The sequence below is a fragment of the Mobilibacterium timonense genome (assembly GCF_900155555.1).
GTDB lineage: Bacteria > Bacillota > Clostridia > Peptostreptococcales > Anaerovoracaceae > Allobaileyella > Allobaileyella timonense.
Genome location: NZ_FUHN01000007.1, coordinates 623,515 through 640,466 on the forward strand (window position 1 = coordinate 623,515; position 16,952 = coordinate 640,466).

Consider the following 16,952-nt stretch of genomic DNA (forward strand, 5'->3'; position numbering starts at 1 on the left):
CCTTTCTCGTGTCTATCTATCTGTATCCGGTCCTTCTGTCTCGTCTGCATCCGCAGCCAGTATCTCCGTCAGCCTCTTGCATGCCAGGCCCTGAACGTAGCTGCTCACCGCCAGCTCGAGCATGAGCGCTCTTATGTCCTGTTCCGACCTGCTCTCCTCCATCCTTCCGGAGACCTCAAGGCACTTCTCGTCCAGCAGCCGGCAGTACTGACCGTACAGATCCTTCAAGCCGTCTTCGTCGCAGGCGAGTTCCCGGAGAAAAGCCCCCGCATCCTTCGCCGGAAGGATCTGCTTGAGCATGCATATTATCGTTAGATATGCTATGTGTGAACGGTCGTATCTCTTGCCCTTTGCCCGGGGAATGAGACCGCTCTTCGCGTAATTGTTTATCATTGCAGGAGTCAGACTCTCATCAGGATCCACAGTGAATCCTATGTGCTGCCCTTCCATGATCTCTATCACCTGATCCTTGTACAGGTGGATATCCGGGATGTCCTCCCAGGTGCCGGGCCGGGTCTCCCGCAGCTCCGCCGCCAGGCGGCCGATCTCCTCGGAAACATCGGCTCCTCTTTTTTTCTTAATATCCTTTTCCATATGTAGATCCTCTGTATACGCAACTGCAAGCCTTTTCGTCAAATGCCGCAACCATGATTATAGAGGAAAACCGCGAAAAAAAACAGACGTCGCAAAAAATGGATCTGTGCTTTCCATGTTTGCAACGCTTGCATTTCATCATAAAATCATACACGCGCTTATTGACATATCAATTATCACGCAATATAATTTTCAATATCATATTAAGGAATTACGTTTATCACTTATCTGCAGTGATACATGATCCATACGGACACAGGAGGTGTTAGATGAAAGGAATCTGCGTTTTCGGAGACTCTGTGGCAAGGGGCGTGGTCTTTGACGAAGCCCGGCAGAGATACACCAACCTCAAGGAGAACTTCATATCCCTCACCGAAGAGAGGATCCACATCCCGTTCAAGAATTTTTCCGTCTTCGGAGCCACGATCTCCAAAGGCGAACAGATGATGGCCAGAAGATCAGACTCACTCGGCTCATACGAGTACTCTATACTGGAGTTCGGCGGAAACGACTGCGACCTGAACTGGAAGGAGATATCGGAATCCCCTTCCTCGGACCATCCGGCAAAGACGCCCCTCGACAAATACGAGTCCACATACAGGGAAATGATACAGTCATCTCTCTCGAGAGGCCTGAAGCCGATCCTGCTGACCCTTCCGCCACTGGATCCGGAAAGATTCTTCCAATGGGTGTCCAGGGGGCTGGACAGGGATAAGATCTACAGCTATATAGGCGGAGACGTGAACAACATCTACAGATGGCACAAGGAATACAACGACATCGTCCTGTCCCTCGGCCGTGAGTATGGTCTCCCGGTCATCGACATAAGGAGCGCCCTCGAATCCCAGGGAGACTACAGCCGGTTCCTGTGCGCCGACGGCATGCATCCAAACGCTGAAGGCCACCGCCTCATCGCAGACTGCCTGGCCAGCTCCCTCGGCAGCCTTCAGATAGCCTGATCGTCCAGCTCCAGGATAACAGGGCAGTGATCGCTTCCGTAGACATCGGTCTCGATAGACGCCCGGGAGATCTTGTTAGTCAGCCGGTCCGAAACGATAAAGTAGTCTATGCGCCATCCCGCATTGTTGGCTCTGGCGTTGAACCTGTAGGACCACCATGAATAGATCCCCGTGTCGTCAGGATGCAGCGCCCTGAACGTATCTGTGAACCCGGCTGCCAGGAGCCGGGTCATTTTTTCGCGCTCTTCATCCGAAAAGCCCGCATTTCCCCTGTTCGGTCCCGGGTTCTTAAGGTCGATCTCCTCGTGGGCCACATTGAGGTCGCCGCAGTAGATCACAGGCTTTTTCCCGTCCAGCTCAGTGAGGTAATCCCTCATCCTGTCCTCGAAGTCCATCCTGTAGTCTATCCTCTTCAGCTCGTTCTGTGAGTTCGGCGCGTAGCAGCACACGAGATAGAAGCCCGGGTACTCCAGGGTGATGACCCTGCCCTCGGGATCCTCCCCGCCGCCTATCCCCGTGGAAAAAGAAAGTGCTTTTTCCCTCGCGAACACGGCGGTGCCGGAGTAGCCTTTTTTCTCGGCGCAGCTGTAATACTCATAATATCCTTCCGGATGAAAATCTGCCTGTCCCTCCTGCATCTTCGTCTCCTGAAGACACACGAAGTCCCCGTCCACCTGATCGAAATACTCTTCAAAACCTTTTTTCAGAACGGCTCTGAAGCCGTTCACGTTCCAGGATACGAATCTCATCTTTACCTCCGCTGAAATATAACTAGATGCCCTTTATCTTGAAGCTGGCAAATGCCATGTCCTTGTAGTCCCTCATTCCCGTGACGACGGCGTACCCCGTGCCCGGTCCCGTGTTCTGAACGTAGGAGAGATAGTAATCTTTTCCTTCTTCCAGCTCTTTTCTTCCATCATATACGCTGACCTTCGGCTCCACCTTGAAGCCCATGTAGGTGGTGCTGCTGTTTTTGATCTCCACTGTGCACTTACTCATCGACTTCCTGGAGGAATCTGCCCCGTAGGCATTGTAGCCGCTGCCTGTATCCACGTACCAGAAATCCCTGTCCACGTTCCTGGTAATGCCGCTGACCTTCTCGGTGTTGCTCGCCTGCCACATTGAATAGAGATATGAATAGCTGGCCGAGGTCGCGTACTGGGCCATCCACACGTGGGTGTTTTCGCCGATGGTCACCGGATCCAGGTTCGACTGTAGAAATGAGCTGTTGCCGTACACCATGGAGTCATATCCCGCCTTTTCCACCGTCTGACAGAAGGCCAGAGCGCAGTCTGTGGCTCCAGAGGCCGTAAGACTGCCAGACGAAAAAGCCTCGCTCAGCCTGCCGCCATCCAGCAGCTCGTAGTCCATGACGAGCGGCAGATCGACCTCGTAGTCTTTCGCAAGCTTCACCAGCTCATTGGCTTCCGCCTTCGCCTCATCCGTAGTGGTGGCCTGTGAGAACCAGTAGATGCCGGTCATGAGTCCGGCGTCCTCAGCCTCCTTGATGTTGCTTGCAAAATATTCATCAACATTTCTCTTTCCGGTGTTCCCGCCGGTGTATCCGGCTCTTATTATCACGTAGTCCACCCCGGACTTCTTGACCGCCTTCCAGTCTATGTCCCCCTGAGCATACGAAACGTCGATCCCGTTCAGTATGAGATAGTTGCTGAACCGTGAATCGTGGGTGAATCCGTCCGTGGATATCCTCTCGCTTCCTCCGTACAGCCCGTGAGCTATGACGAGTATCAGGATCAGGATAAGACCGGCCACGCTCACGATGAACCGCGGGCGCTGCTCCTTCCACCACTTCTTCAGCTTTCGTTTTACTTTCTTCTTAAATCCACGCAGCCCATAGAGGATATTGTCCGTAAAATATCCTTTTCTGCGGTGCCTGTAACGCACCGGCCGGGATGATCTCCTGCCGGCAGAACGCCTGCCGCCGCTGTATTTTCTGTTTTTATTTGTATTTTTTCCGCTCATAACGGGGGTATTATAGCATACTCGTGGGTTTGAAACCGTATTATATTTGCGGGGGTTATGTTATAATGTCCATACTGATAATTGATTAACGAGCAAGGCACTTTCCCCGCCGAAAGGCCTTGACGACGGCCATCGGCATGTGTCACTCGTTATGTGTTATGGTTTTCTGAAAGGAGAGTTTATTCCAATGGTTAATCAGAAGTATTACGGCTACGGTACCGCCCCATCTGTGATCAGAGAGCTGTTTGCATATGGTCTCGAACAGGCCAAGGTCGTAGGCAAGGAGAACGTTTACGATTATTCTCTGGGAAATCCTAGCATCCCGGCTCCTGCAAAGGTAAACGAGACCATCAAGAGACTGGTCGACGAGGAAGACCCTATCCAGATCCACGGATACTCCATGGCTCCAGGATTCGAGAACGTTCGTCAGCAGATCGCAGACAACCTGAACCAGCGCTTTAACATCAACGCAAAGGCCAGCGAGCTCTTCATGACCTGCGGCTGCGCACCTGCACTGGTTTCCGTTGCTAAGGCCCTGACTACTTCTCCAGAGGACGACTTCGTTCTCATCGCCCCATACTTCCCTGAATACAACGTATTCTTCGGATGCGACGGCGCTCAGCTGAAGGTCGTTCCTGCAGACACAGAGCACTTCCAGATCAACATGGAGGAGCTGGAGAAGGCCGTTGGTCCGCACACTCTGGGCGTAGTCATCAACTCACCTAACAACCCGTCCGGCGTCGTATACACAGAAGATACCCTCAAGAAGGTAGCCAACATGCTCACAGCAAAGGGCAAGGAGTACGGTCACCCTATCTACATCATCGCGGACGAGCCATACAGAGAGCTGGTTTACGGCGGAGTTAAGGTTCCGTTCATCCCATGTGTTTACGACAACACCATCGTATGCTATTCTTGGTCCAAGTCCCTGTCCCTGCAGGGCGAGCGTATCGGATACGTGTTCGTCAGCGACAGAGTTGAGAATGGAAAAGAGATCTACGCTGCAGTGGCCGGTGCCGCCAGAGAAATCGGCTCCGTATGCCCTCCTACACTGATCCAGAGAGTTGTCGGCGAGTGTGTCGGATGCGAGCCTGACCTGAAGGCTTACGACGAGAACAGAAACCTGCTGTACAACACGCTGACAGAGTACGGCTACGAGTGCGCTAAACCAGACGGAGCGTTCTACCTCTTCGTAAAGGCTCCTAACGGTGATGCCAAGGCATTCTCCGAGAAGGCTAAGCTGGAGCACAACCTGCTGGTAGTTCCTGGAGACGGCTTCGCCTGCCCTGGATTCTTCAGACTGTCCTACTGTGTTTCAAACGACATGATCAGAAGATCCCTGCCTGCATTCAAGGCCATGATCGAGTCCTACAACTAAAGACTTATACAGCCAGTCACGCCATCAGCTCTCATGAGCTGAGGCTGGTTACCAAAAAGTCCCCTTTTCCGGCCAGTCGCCGGATGGGGACTTTTTTGATGCGTTCTGCTGCGTTTTGATGTTGTTTTTTTCATGTCATAAAGTTATTCTGTTATTGAGGTCATTCCACCTTCCACTTTGAATAAAAAACTCCCCCTTAGCCACCAGAGGAGGATCCCATGACATACAACGTTTCATTCGACATATGCGCAGTGGTGATCACTGCGCTCTGCATCGTCTCCATGCTGTTGCACAAAGACCTGAAACGCTTTGAGAACAGGGTGCTGCTCGGTATCCTGGCGCTCCACCTCATCGCGGCGGTTTTCGACATATGGAGTTCCGTCGGGAATTCTTACACGGTCAGCTATTCTTACGCTTTCAGGGATTTTCTGAATCTCGTATTTCTGCTCACACACTGCGTAGAAGCCGCATTGTTCGCATGGTATCTCATGCTCCTATTCGGTCTGGACATGGTCCACCGCAGAATCGTAAAAGCGATACTGATCTTACCCTAGCTGGCTGGCGTGGTCTTGCCACTAGCCCTGAACGGCATCTTCCGCTGGGTATTCTATTACGACGACTACGGCGTCTACACCCACGGTCCCATGATGTATACGGTATACGGGGTCTCAATATTCTACATGGTCTTCTGCTTCATCGTGGTACTTATGAACCGCAACCTGCTGACCGGCCGCCAGTGGCGTGCGATGATCGGGCTGCTTTTTACAAGTCTGGTCCCGATCCTTGTCCAGATGATCTTCATCCCTCACCAGCTCATCGAAATGTTCTTTCAGTCCATCGGATTCTACATGCTGATGACGACCGTGGACAACTTCGATGATCTCCGGAATCCGGTGACGAAGGTCTACAACAGGTACGCCTTCATCAAAGTGCTGTCCCGTCTCTCGGCAGCTGGAGCACCGGCCCGGCTGATCGTGGTCAAGCTCTCGAAAAGCCAGTATTTCAAGGCGGAGGGCTACGAGAACCTGCGGATAAACGCCCTGCTCCACTTTGCTGCGGACTGGCTGGACTCACTTGATCCCAGGATAAACGTCTATGACTGTGCCAGAGGATCTTTCGTCCTTCCAGTGATAACAGGCGATGCAATGTTCACCGCTGACCTCCGTTCAAAGATCGCCGAGCGGTTTAAGGAAAAATGGACGTACAGCGAGCTTTCACTGACATTCCCGGTTCAGCTCTGCACCATAACCATCCCTCAGGACGAACTGACCCCGGAAGAGATCCTGGAGATCATCGACATGCCTTTTGCAGAACGGGAGCCTGGGGTCACCTTCACCACCCCTTCTGAGGTAATGGCCAGCATTGCCGAATCCCCTGAGTCAGCGGCGGATACAATGGACATCCCACAGGAGCTCACGGACACCCTCGACGCCTTTCTGGCCGGAGCCGCCACACTCACTCCCGCCGAGAAAAATGTTTTCCAGTGCTACACAAGAGGCATGACCCCGTCCCAGATCTCCGAAGAGATCTTCATATCTGTAAACACCGTAAAGAAACACACTAAAAACATCTACAGGAAGCTGGAGATAAATTCCCGCAACGAACTGATCATGTACGTGGACCTGTTCCGGCGATGCAGACGGATAGATGATCTGGAAAACATCTGATTTTTTCAAGCCTTGAAGCCCCGTGGTTTCAAGGCTTTTCAAAAGTACCCACCGGGTACTATGCACGGATTCAAATACAAGATATGCTGATTACAGAACAAAACAGCGCGCAGGTTTGTATCAGAAGGCCCCATCAAAGAAATAACAAGAAGAAGATTATGATTTTAATTTAGGTAAAAAGGAGGTAATAAGATGAAGTATGAAGTTAAAAATGCACCTTTTTCAATTCTGGTGTGCCAGCTTGACGGCGGCGAAATGATGAAGTGCCAGTCAGGAGCCATGGCATGGATGACCCGTACCGTGAAGATGCAGACCAAAAGCGGCGGTCTGGGCGGCATGTTCAAGAAAGCCATATCTGGAGAATCTCTCTTCCTCAACAACTATGTTGCCGAAGCCCCGGGAGAAATCGCTTTCGGAATGAGTTTCCCGGGACACATACTGGCCGTTGATGTTACCCAGATGCCTCTTGTGGCTCAGAAAAAAGCTTTTCTTGCCTGCGAATCCACTGTCAGCATGGATGTTTTCCTGCAGAAAAAAATAGGCGCCGGCTTCTTTGGAGGCGAGGGATTCATCATGGAAAAATTCAGCGGCAGCGGATATGCGTTCCTGGAGGTAGACGGAGCCGTTGAGGAAAAAGTCCTTGGTCCCGGAGAACAGCTGGTTGTAGACAGCGGATATGTAGCAGCCATGGAGCAGTCTGTAAGCATGGACATTGAAATGGTTAAAGGCCTTGGCAACATTGCCTTCGGAGGCGAAGGTCTGTTCAACACCATCCTCACCGGACCTGGAAGAGTATGGCTCCAGACCATGCCGATTTCAGCCCTTGCCAACAGCCTTGCTCCGCTTATAGCCGCAAACAACGGAAAATAAGGAGGACACCATGAAAACAAATACCCACCGGAACATTTCCAGGTTCCTGGCCCTTTCTCTTCTGATTCTGGTTTCCGTATTGTTATTCACCGCCTGCGGAACAAGTGATGCTGAGAAGAAATTCATCGGTAAATGGGATCTTACAGAAGCATCTATGGAGGGTATCACCATGACGGGAGAACAGCTGGCTTCTTACAGCGGCACGGACACTGCAGGAACTATAGAATTCAAAAGCGGCGGTAAGTGTGCATTCAAAATTCTGGGACAGGACGGAAATGTAAAATGGAAACTGAAGGACGGAGACGATAAAACAGTGGTAGTTGAAGACGGATCAGACACCTTAACCGGCTCAATTAATGACGAAGGTAAGCTTATCCTCAATATGGAAAGCTACGGAATGACCCTCACTCTGGAAAAACAGTCATAAGGGTTAATACTTGAAACAGCAGGAGGAATCTACCATGAAAAAGAAAGGAATCATCTTAGCTCTGCTGATGGGTGCTGTAATGTTTGCTATGACAGCTTGTGGCGATAAGCAGCCTGTTTCGGTTTTCAATCCCCAGGAAGATTATGATGGATTTGAAAAACTTGCAGAACAGGATCTGGAAGGCACCGGGGACATAGACAAAATAATGCTGTTCGTCCCTGCTGAAAACACCAGTCACCACTCAACCTATGTAACCGGTTCATCTTCCGACGTCAACGCCAATATCTCCCTTGTGAACAGCAATACCATAAAAGCCAACGACAAAGATCCGGAAAAGATCCTTTCAGAAATGTCGTACATCGACAGCGACTATTTCTCCGGAGCAGAAAAGAAGGCAAGCGAGATCAAAACAGCTCAGGATGGAAAAGCAGCCTATATTTCAGACTATGAAATATACAAGTACGGCTCCGAAACATTGCAGGGATACTGCAAGACAGACTTTGTCCTGAAGCTGGATGACGACAACTTCATCTATGGAAAAGTCAACATCTCCATGACTCACGTAGATAAATACGACAAAGATATAAAGGCAATTGTAAAAGAAATGGATCAGTACTACTGCGTGAAGATCTACTACGACAAGGATAAAGTTATCAAGAGAATGGACGCCATTAAAGGCGGAGAAACCAGCTAAACATTAATTCCCAATATATCAATATATCCCCAATCATATTTCCAATATATTTCCCCAAATATATTCCCCATTGAAAAAGAGATGCGGCACAAAACGCCGCATCTCTTTTTAATCAGCTTTTCAAATCAGTGCTGAAACTATCTGTCCTACAGATCGTAACCAGCCTTGAATGCCTTCTTGTTCAGCTCTACGAACTTAGGCTTAACGTTCTTCTCGATCTGAGCATCCCAGTCAACGTGATCAAGAGTTCCGATAGCCTTTACCAGTGCTCCCAGAAGAACTACGTTCATTGCCTTAGGATTTCCCAGCTCTGTAGCGATATCTCCTGCCTTCAGAGACAGAACCTCGCACTTTGTCTTCAGATCCTCGATGATGCCATCTGGATACTCAGCCTTGCCCAGGTTAACTGGTGCAGGGTTGATCTCGAAATCGTTTGCTACGATCTTTCCGCCCTTCTTCAGGTATGGCAGCCATCTCAGAGCTTCCATTGTCTCGAATGCTACGATAACGTCAGCAGATCCCTTTCCAACGATTGGAGAAAGAACCTTGTCTCCGTATCTAACCTGAGTGCTTACGCTGCCTCCACGCTGAGACATTCCGTGGATCTCACTCATCTTTACGTCGTAACCTGCTTCCATCAGGCCGCTTGTAAGAATTTTACTTGCCAGAATAGTTCCCTGGCCGCCGACTCCTACGAGAAGGATATTCTTAACTTCGTTCATTACCTTGTCACCTCCGAAATCGCATCAAATGGGCAAACCTGCTTGCAGACTGTGCAGCCTGTGCAGCTGGTGGTGTCGATGACTACCTTTTCCTTTGAGGAAATGAGAGCCGGGCATCCGGTCCTTACGCAGGACTTGCAGTTTCTGCACTTCTCCTGGTCGATGACACACTGTGTCTTGTGAAGTGTAGGGAACTCCTCAAGATCCTGCTGGCTGAACTTCTTCAGTACGCAAGGCCATCTCGTGATGATAACGGTAGGCTCATCCTTAGCGATGCACTCGTCCAGAGCCTTGTCTACCTCGTCCAGGTGGAGAGGGTTGACAGTGTAGATGTTCTCCTTCTTAACGCCGATAGCCTCGCAGAGTGCAGGGATATCAACTTCTGGAGCTGGCTTGCCCATCAGGGTGAATCCTGTTCCAGGGTTCTGCTGGTGGCCTGTCATTCCTGTGATCCTGTTGTCCAGGATGACGCTGATGCTGCTGCTCTGGTTGTAAACAGCGTCCATCAGGCTGGTGATGCCGCTGTGGAAGAATGTGGAATCTCCCAGAACGCCTACAGCCTTTGTCTTAGCTCCTGCTACCTTGTAAGCCTGGGAAGCACCGTGTGCCATGGACAGGGAAGCTCCCATGCAGATAGCTGTGTCCAGAGCGTTCAGAGGATCGTTTGCTCCCAGCGTGTAGCATCCGATATCTCCGTTGATCATCAGACCCTTCTTCTTCTTGATGGCCTGGAAGAACCCTCTGTGAGGACATCCTGCGCACAGCGTTGGAGGCCTTACAACGGACTTCAGTTCTGACTCGTAAGACTCAGGCTTCTCTCCTGTGAGAGCCTCTCTTACCAGGTCTGTGTTCAGCTCGTCGAATACAGGAATGGTCGGCTTTCCTACGCACTCGATCCCATGTCTCTCCAGGAACTCCTGCAGATAAGGATCCATCTCTTCAACTACATAGACCTTGTCGACCTTGGAGCAGAACTCCTTGATCAGGTTCGTAGGCAGTGGGAATGTCATTCCGAGCTTCAGGTAGGAAGCCTTATCTCCGAATGTCTCCTTTGCATACTGGTAAGAGATTCCGGAAGTAACAACACCGATCTTCGTGTCGTTGTACTCAGGCTGATTGATCTCAACAGTGTTGGCAAACTCCTCCATCTTAGCCAGCTTGTCTTCCAGGTTGACTCTCATCTTCTTGGCGTTTGCAGGAGCGGATACGTACTTTGTGATCTGCTTCTTGTAAGGTACATACTCGTGCTCAACTCTGTCTCCCAGCTCTACGATGCCCTTGGAGTGGCATACACGAGTTGTAAGGTGCATGAGAACAGGTGCATCAAAACGCTCGGAAAGTTCGAAGGCCATCTTCATGAAGTCCTTGCACTCCTGGCTGCTGGATGGCTCAAGCATCAGCAGTCTTGCAGCCTTTGCGTAGTTCCTGTTATCCTGCTCATTCTGGGAGCTGTGCTGTCCAGGATCGTCTGCGGAAACGATGACAAGACCGCCTGTAACTCCAGTATATGCAACTGTGAAAACAGGGTCAGCAGCAACGTTGAGACCTACGTGCTTCATTGCGCAGAATGCTCTTACACCTGCGATGGATGCTCCGATGGCGGCCTCGGCAGCTACCTTCTCGTTTGGAGCCCACTCTGAATACACGTCATCGCTGTACTGAGGCATATTCTCCAGAATCTCCGTGCTCGGAGTACCGGGATAAGCTGAAGCGAACTGAACGCCACCTTCATAGGCGCCGCGAGCTATGGCTTCGTTGCCCGACATAATTACTTTCATCTACTTACCTCCTAAAGTTCAAGTATCTTGAAACTTATCATACGGTAAGATTATACATCCAGCCATTTTTTCCGTCAATTTGAGGAGTTTAAGGGCATTTTTCACAATTTTCTGTGGTGTGTTTGTCTCATTTCACTATTTATCTTCATTTAATAATGCATTTTCCCATCGTTTCGTTGTTTATTACAATAACATTTCAGGATTTTTTTGGTTTTTCGTGGATTTTAATAAAACTTCATCAGCGGTTTATACAGGAATTTCATGCCTGCTTTCATCCTTTGATCGTCATCGAATAAACGATTTTTTGTATTTTTTGCGGATTTCATGCACGAAAATGCAGGGTGCTGCCCGACGGCATTTTTACGCACGAAAAAAGCAGTGGGAGACACACCACTGCTTCTATGATTTTACGCATTTAACTTATGCGCATGTGGGGACGGGTGAGAATTAGTTGCCTGCCTTCAGATCGTTCAGTCTCTTGTTAAGTCTGGATACAGTTCTTGCGGCAGTGTTCTTGTGCATGGTTCCCTTCGCGGAAGCCTGCATGATCTTCTTCTCGGCTACTGCAAATGCCTTCTCGGCCTCAGCCACATCTCCGCTCTGAACAGCTGTCATGAATGCCTTCTCTGCTTCCTTGACGTGGTTCTTGATACGGATGTTGCGCGCTGTCTTCTTGTCAATAACCTTGATTCTCTTCTTTGCGGATTTAATGTTTGCCATTTTTCTACCCCACTTTATCAAAAAATTCTAAACTCGCAACGAATAGTTTATACCAGCACGATCACTCATGCAAGTGTTTTATTTGAATTTCAGCTTCTCAAACTCTCTCTTCTTCGGATAAGCGCTCGGCTTAAGCTTTGAGGACATCTCCTGTATCGCCTTCTTCTCCTTAGCACTGAGCTTAGTAGGCACCTCCACGATCACCTTTACATACAGGTCTCCATATCTGCCTGTGTGAACGTTCCTGACACCCTTGCCCTTGAGCCTGAAATTAGAACCTGTCTGCGTACCCGGAGCGATGGTATATGAATACGTCTCATTGAAGCCCGGCACCATGACCTTTGCTCCAAGTGCCGCCTCCTCAAATGTGACAGGCATGGTGAGATACAGGTCATCGCCCTTACGTCTGTACGTGCTGTGCGGCCTTACACTGATAACTACATAGAGGTCTCCCTCAGGCCCGCCGTTAACGCCAGGCTCTCCCTGGCCTCTTACCGGAATAACACTGTCGTTGTCGACTCCGGCCGGAATGTCCAGGTTGATCTTCACTCTCTTCCTCACAGATCCGGATCCATGGCATGTCGGACACGGAGTCTCTATGATCTGACCTGTGCCCCCGCACTTGCTGCAGGTGGTCACATTCTGGAACCTTCCAAATGCCGTCTGCGATACCCTTGAAACCTGTCCGGAGCCTCCGCACATGTCGCAGGTCTTCTTATGAGTCCCTGGTGCAGTGCCCTCTCCGTTACAGGTCTTGCACCTGACGTTCTTTGTCAGCTCGATCTCTTTCTTGCATCCGAAGATCGCCTCTGTGAAATCGATGGTGATGTTCTTTTGCAGATCCCGGCCCTTCTGAGGACCGTTTCTGCGGGCGCTGCTGCTTCTTCCGAAGCCGCCGCCGAACATGTCGAAGATGTCGCTGAAATCGAATCCGCCGAAGTCGCCGAAGCCGCCGGCGCCGCCGAAGCCTGCGTTCGGATCGACACCTGCATGGCCGAAGCGATCGTATTTCTCCTTTTTTTCAGGATCAGAAAGGACCGCATAGGCCTCGTTTACTTCCTTGAACTTCTCCTCTGCATCCTTGTCATCGGGGTTTCTGTCAGGGTGATACTTCATGGCCATCTTGCGGAAAGCTTTCTTTATCTCTTCATCAGAGGCGCCTTTCTGCAGGCCCAGCACCTCGTAATAATCTCTCTTTTCAGCCATTGATTTTCCCTTCTTTTACTGCTGTCTTTTTCCTGTCTTTCTGCGCCCTGTTGCGCAGTTTTCATTATCAAATATGCTGCCGGCTGAACACCGGCAGCAATTTTACACACGCTGGATAAGTTTATATGACTTATTTGTCATCGTCAACCACTTCGTAATCAGCATTTACTGTGTCTCCCGCAGGTCCCTGAGACGAACTGCTGTCAGCACCTGCCTGAGCGCCAGCTCCCGCACCCGCAGCGCCTGCGGCACCTGCGCCGGCTGCCTGCTGCTGTGCCTGAGCCTCCTGATAGATCCTTGAACTTACCGGATAGAACGCCTGTGTGAGCGCCTCAGTCTTAGCCTTGATGTCGTCGACGTCGTCTCCCTTCAGAGCCTCCTGCAGAGCCTCCTTGGCGCTGTTGATCTTGCCCTTCTCGTCGGCTGTGACCTTATCTCCCAGTTCGCCGAGCTGCTTGTCTGTCTCGAAGATCATGGCCTCGGCCTGGTTTCTGGCCTCAACGCCTTCCTTACGCTTCTTGTCTTCCTCCGCGTACATCTCGGCTTCTTTTACCTTCTGGTTGATCTCGTCTTCGGAGAGCTTCGTGGAAGATGTGATGGTGATCTTCTGCTCTTTGCCAGTGCCGAGGTCCTTTGCGCTTACGTTCACGATACCGTTGGCATCGATATCGAATGTCACCTCGATCTGTGGGATCCCGCGAGGAGCTGGTGCGATGCCTGTGAGCTGGAACCTGCCCAGAGTGATGTTATCTGCGGCCATCTCACGCTCTCCCTGCATCACGTGGATATCTACAGTCGTCTGATTGTCTGCGGCTGTGGAGAAGATCTGGCTCTTCTTCGTAGGGATGGTGGTGTTCCTCTCGATGAGCTTTGTGGCAACTCCGCCCAGAGTCTCGATGGAAAGTGACAGCGGTGTTACATCCAGCAGCAGAACGTCGTTCACCTCACCTGTGAGTACTCCGGCCTGGATAGATGCTCCGATGGCTACGCACTCATCAGGGTTGATGCCCTTGAACGGATCTTTTCCTGTAACTCTCTTAACAGCCTCCTGAACTGCAGGGATCCTTGTGGATCCTCCTACAAGGATGACCTTGCTGAGGTCGCTGGTGGTGACACCGGCATCTCTCATGGCCTTGTTCATAGGCTCGATGGTCCTCTCTACCAGGTCGCTGGTGAGCTGATCGAAACGTGCTCTGGTAAGGTCAACGTCCATGTGAAGAGGTCCGTCTGCTGTCACCGTGATGAACGGCAGGTTGATCTTCGTGCTCTGAGCGCTGGACAGCTCCTTCTTAGCCTTCTCTGCGGCTTCCTTCAGTCTCTGGAGAGCCATGTTGTCCTTTCTCAGATCAACTCCGTGCTCCTTCTGGAACTCATCCGCCAGATAGTTCATGATCTTGTTATCGAAGTCGTCGCCGCCCAGGTGAGTGTCACCGTTGGTAGCCAGTACCTCGAATACGCCGTCGCCCAGCTCCAGTACAGATACATCGAATGTACCGCCGCCCAGGTCGTAAACCAGGATCTTCTGCGATCCATCTGCCTTGTCCAGGCCATATGCCAGAGATGCTGCTGTAGGCTCGTTGATGATCCTCTTTACATCCAGTCCGGCGATCTTTCCGGCGTCCTTTGTAGCCTGCTTCTGTGCATCGGAGAAGTATGCAGGTACCGTGATGACTGCCTCTGTCACCTTGTCTCCCAGGTATGACTCAGCATCTGCCTTCAGCTTGCTGAGGATCATTGCCGAAATGTCCTGAGGTGTGTATTTCTTTCCATCGATCTCCACCGTGTAGTTCTCGCCCATGTGTCTCTTGATGGATGAAATAGTCCTGTCAGGATTTGTGATGGCCTGCCTCTTGGCGGTCTCACCTACCAGCCTCTCTCCGTCTTTTGTGAATGCAACTACAGAAGGGGTCGTTCTTGCACCCTCTGCGTTAGGGATGACCACAGGGTCACCGCCCTCAAGTACTGCCACGCAGCTGTTTGTTGTTCCCAGATCGATTCCTATTACTTTACTCATTTGTATTTCCTTCCTTTCAGAACGGCTATGCCGTTTATTTTTTTCTGATCCTATGCCCCCGGGCCTGTCAGCCCGGTGAAAATGATGTATGTCATCAGCGGTCGGATGGTTACTTGACCACTGCTACCATTGCAGCCCTGATCACCTTGTCGTTCAGCTTGTATCCTTTCTGAAGGACCTTGCTGACCTTGCCGCTTTCGTATTCCTCGGAGTCCTCCTGCATAACCGCATTGTGGAGAGTCGGATCGAACTCGGTGCCCAGAGCATCTATCTCACTGAGGCCTGCGTCTTCCAGTGCCTTTCTGAGCTGCTGGAAGATCATCTCCATGCCTTTCACGTAGTTTTCATCGATATCGTCGCTGTGCTGAAGAGATCTCTCGAAGTTATCCAGGACCTCCAGCAGCTCCTTTACTATCTTCTCGTTGGCGAAGGTCTGTATATCCTGTTTCTCCTTGGCCACTCTCTTCTTGTAGTTCTGGAACTCGGCCATCAGGCGCATATACTTTTCGTCGTCTTCTTTCTTCTGTTCATCAGCTGTTTTAGGCGCTTCTTTCTTTTCTTCTGCGCCATTGTCACCGCTGCCGTCACCGGACTTCTCCCCCGCAGACGAAGCTTCTTTCTCATCGCCGCAGACTTCCGCACCTTCCGGTTCCTTTTTTTCTTCCTTATTTTCCTTCTCTTTATCCTCATCGCCCACCGGGGCCTGACCGCCGGACGCGCTCTGATCCTCCTCCACCGGAGCATCCTTTTCCTTCTGCGCCTCCTGATCTCTGATCTCAGCCTCTGTGTTCTTCTCTTCACTCATCTTTGTCGTCCTTGTCCTTTCCGCTCACAAGCCTGAACGATCTGCTCAGATTGTCGCTTAGATATTCCATTATCGATGTGACCTCACCGTAGTTCATTCTGGTAGGGCCGATGACTCCCAGTTTGCCTACCAGCTTCCCGTCAACGTGGTAGGAAGCTGTGATGAGGGAGTAATCCTTCATGTCGTCTTCCGTGTTCTCTTCACCGATGGTGACGATCATGCCGTCATCCCTCTGGAGCATGTCCCTGGTGAACTCATCTCTCCTGCTCAGGGTCTCTATGAAGGCCCGGGCCTTGTCGATGCTGCTGTACTCAGGGATGTTGAAAATGTTCGTGAGGCCTTCCATGTAGAGGTTCACGTTCAGCATGTCCTCGAGGGTCCTTACGAAGCTCGGCATAACCGTCTTCGTAAGGGCATTCAGGGCTTCGATGTCGCTGTTGAAGTCGTCGATGAGATCGCTCCTCAGGACATCATCGATCGTCTTACCCTTGTAGTTGTAGGTCATGGTCTTGCTGAGTATCTCAAGAGCCTCCGGAGTATACGGGGTGCTCATCCTCAGGGTCGTGTTACTGATGTTTCCGCTGTCGGCTACGATCATCATCACAACTGCGGACTCGTTCACAGGTAAAAGCTTTATGAATTTAAGGGTGTCTTTGCTGTTCTCCGGTGTCATGGCGAACGACGCCAGCTTTGTGATCTCCGAGAGGAGCTCCGCGGCGTGCTTGATGGTGTCGTCGAACTCGTTGAGATCCACCGTGAGCTTCTCGTTGATGGCCTGCTTCTCACCCTTCGTGAGCGGCCTCTTCCCCATCAGTTCGTTTACGTACAGGCGATACGCCTTGTCTGAAGGGACCCGGCCAGCGGACGTGTGTGGGTGGGTAAGATATCCCATATCCTCCAGGTCTGACATCTCGTTCCTTATGGTCGCAGCGCTGACTCCAAGATCATATTTCTTGGTCAGCGTCCGGGAGCCCACCGGTTCCGCTGTGATTACATAATCGTTGATGATAGCCTGAAGGATCTTTAATTTTCTTTCACTGAGGTCCATATCTCCTCCTGTTCTCTGCAGCCAAATGGTTTTCCGCAGAAATCCTCCAATGCTTTATCTATATATATCGTCTTGTTTCTTTTATTA

Annotated in this window: 17 protein-coding genes; 7 read left to right on the forward strand and 10 right to left on the reverse strand. The window is 50.8% G+C overall.

Annotation, left to right across the window (positions count from 1 at the left end; all coding sequences use genetic code 11):
• Positions 1-12 precede the first annotated feature (12 nt).
• Complete coding sequence (locus tag BQ7382_RS05915) at positions 13-594, reverse strand: DUF1836 domain-containing protein (protein ID WP_077391168.1); 582 nt, start codon at positions 592-594, stop codon at positions 13-15.
• A gap of 269 nt (positions 595-863) precedes the next feature.
• On the opposite strand from BQ7382_RS05915, the gene BQ7382_RS05920 reads away from it, so the two are divergent.
• Complete coding sequence (locus BQ7382_RS05920; protein ID WP_077391169.1) at positions 864-1,553, forward strand: SGNH/GDSL hydrolase family protein; 690 nt, start codon at positions 864-866, stop codon at positions 1,551-1,553.
• Here the strand turns inward: BQ7382_RS05920 and BQ7382_RS05925 are convergent.
• Complete coding sequence (locus BQ7382_RS05925) at positions 1,541-2,302, reverse strand: exodeoxyribonuclease III (protein WP_077391170.1); 762 nt, start codon at positions 2,300-2,302, stop codon at positions 1,541-1,543. The two genes, BQ7382_RS05920 and BQ7382_RS05925, sit on opposite strands and share 13 nt — an antisense overlap.
• 22 nt (positions 2,303-2,324) lie before the next feature.
• The gene (locus BQ7382_RS05930) at positions 2,325-3,536 is read right to left on the reverse strand and encodes a glycoside hydrolase family 25 protein (RefSeq protein ID WP_077391171.1); all 1,212 of its coding nucleotides are present in this window, start codon (positions 3,534-3,536) and stop codon (positions 2,325-2,327) included.
• Between the two features lie 187 nt (positions 3,537-3,723).
• On the opposite strand from BQ7382_RS05930, the gene BQ7382_RS05935 reads away from it, so the two are divergent.
• The 6 genes from BQ7382_RS05935 (at position 3,724) to BQ7382_RS05960 (ending at position 8,572) form a co-directional block, all read left to right on the forward strand.
• Positions 3,724-4,914 carry a pyridoxal phosphate-dependent aminotransferase gene (locus BQ7382_RS05935; RefSeq protein WP_077391172.1) on the forward strand — a complete coding sequence of 397 codons (1,191 nt, stop codon included), beginning with the start codon at positions 3,724-3,726 and terminating at the stop codon, positions 4,912-4,914.
• A 218-nt stretch (positions 4,915-5,132) separates the two neighbouring features.
• The gene (locus BQ7382_RS05940) at positions 5,133-5,468 is read left to right on the forward strand and encodes a hypothetical protein (RefSeq protein ID WP_077391173.1); all 336 of its coding nucleotides are present in this window, start codon (positions 5,133-5,135) and stop codon (positions 5,466-5,468) included.
• 9 nt (positions 5,469-5,477) lie between these two features.
• On the forward strand, positions 5,478-6,581 hold the full coding sequence (locus BQ7382_RS09590) for a helix-turn-helix transcriptional regulator (protein ID WP_235847961.1): 1,104 nt from the start codon (positions 5,478-5,480) through the stop codon (positions 6,579-6,581).
• A 192-nt stretch (positions 6,582-6,773) separates the two neighbouring features.
• Complete coding sequence (locus BQ7382_RS05950) at positions 6,774-7,451, forward strand: TIGR00266 family protein (protein WP_077391174.1); 678 nt, start codon at positions 6,774-6,776, stop codon at positions 7,449-7,451.
• 10 nt (positions 7,452-7,461) lie between these two features.
• Positions 7,462-7,878: a hypothetical protein gene (locus tag BQ7382_RS05955; protein ID WP_077391175.1), complete on the forward strand. Its 417-nt coding sequence runs from the start codon at positions 7,462-7,464 to the stop codon at positions 7,876-7,878.
• A gap of 34 nt (positions 7,879-7,912) precedes the next feature.
• Positions 7,913-8,572: a hypothetical protein gene (locus BQ7382_RS05960; protein WP_077391176.1), complete on the forward strand. Its 660-nt coding sequence runs from the start codon at positions 7,913-7,915 to the stop codon at positions 8,570-8,572.
• A gap of 146 nt (positions 8,573-8,718) precedes the next feature.
• Here the strand turns inward: BQ7382_RS05960 and BQ7382_RS05965 are convergent, their stop codons facing one another.
• From BQ7382_RS05965 to hrcA, 7 genes are all read right to left on the reverse strand, one after another.
• Positions 8,719-9,294 carry an indolepyruvate oxidoreductase subunit beta gene (locus BQ7382_RS05965; protein WP_077391177.1) on the reverse strand — a complete coding sequence of 192 codons (576 nt, stop codon included), beginning with the start codon at positions 9,292-9,294 and terminating at the stop codon, positions 8,719-8,721.
• Positions 9,294-11,072 (reverse strand): indolepyruvate ferredoxin oxidoreductase subunit alpha, encoded by a 1,779-nt coding sequence (gene iorA / locus BQ7382_RS05970; protein WP_077391178.1) that lies wholly within the window; start codon positions 11,070-11,072, stop codon positions 9,294-9,296. Before iorA ends, BQ7382_RS05965 begins: the two co-directional genes overlap by 1 nt.
• A 447-nt stretch (positions 11,073-11,519) precedes the next feature.
• Complete coding sequence (gene rpsT / locus BQ7382_RS05975) at positions 11,520-11,792, reverse strand: 30S ribosomal protein S20 (protein WP_077391179.1); 273 nt, start codon at positions 11,790-11,792, stop codon at positions 11,520-11,522.
• Positions 11,793-11,870: 78 nt separating this feature from the next.
• Positions 11,871-12,998 (reverse strand): molecular chaperone DnaJ, encoded by a 1,128-nt coding sequence (gene dnaJ / locus BQ7382_RS05980; protein WP_077391180.1) that lies wholly within the window; start codon positions 12,996-12,998, stop codon positions 11,871-11,873.
• 130 nt (positions 12,999-13,128) lie between these two features.
• Complete coding sequence (gene dnaK, locus BQ7382_RS05985; protein WP_077391181.1) at positions 13,129-15,012, reverse strand: molecular chaperone DnaK; 1,884 nt, start codon at positions 15,010-15,012, stop codon at positions 13,129-13,131.
• Positions 15,013-15,121: 109 nt separating this feature from the next.
• Entirely contained in the window at positions 15,122-15,817 is a 696-nt protein-coding gene (gene grpE / locus BQ7382_RS05990) for a nucleotide exchange factor GrpE (protein ID WP_077391182.1), read from the reverse strand.
• Positions 15,810-16,865: a heat-inducible transcriptional repressor HrcA gene (hrcA, locus tag BQ7382_RS05995; protein ID WP_077391183.1), complete on the reverse strand. Its 1,056-nt coding sequence runs from the start codon at positions 16,863-16,865 to the stop codon at positions 15,810-15,812. Before hrcA ends, grpE begins: the two co-directional genes overlap by 8 nt.
• Positions 16,866-16,952 lie beyond the last annotated feature (87 nt).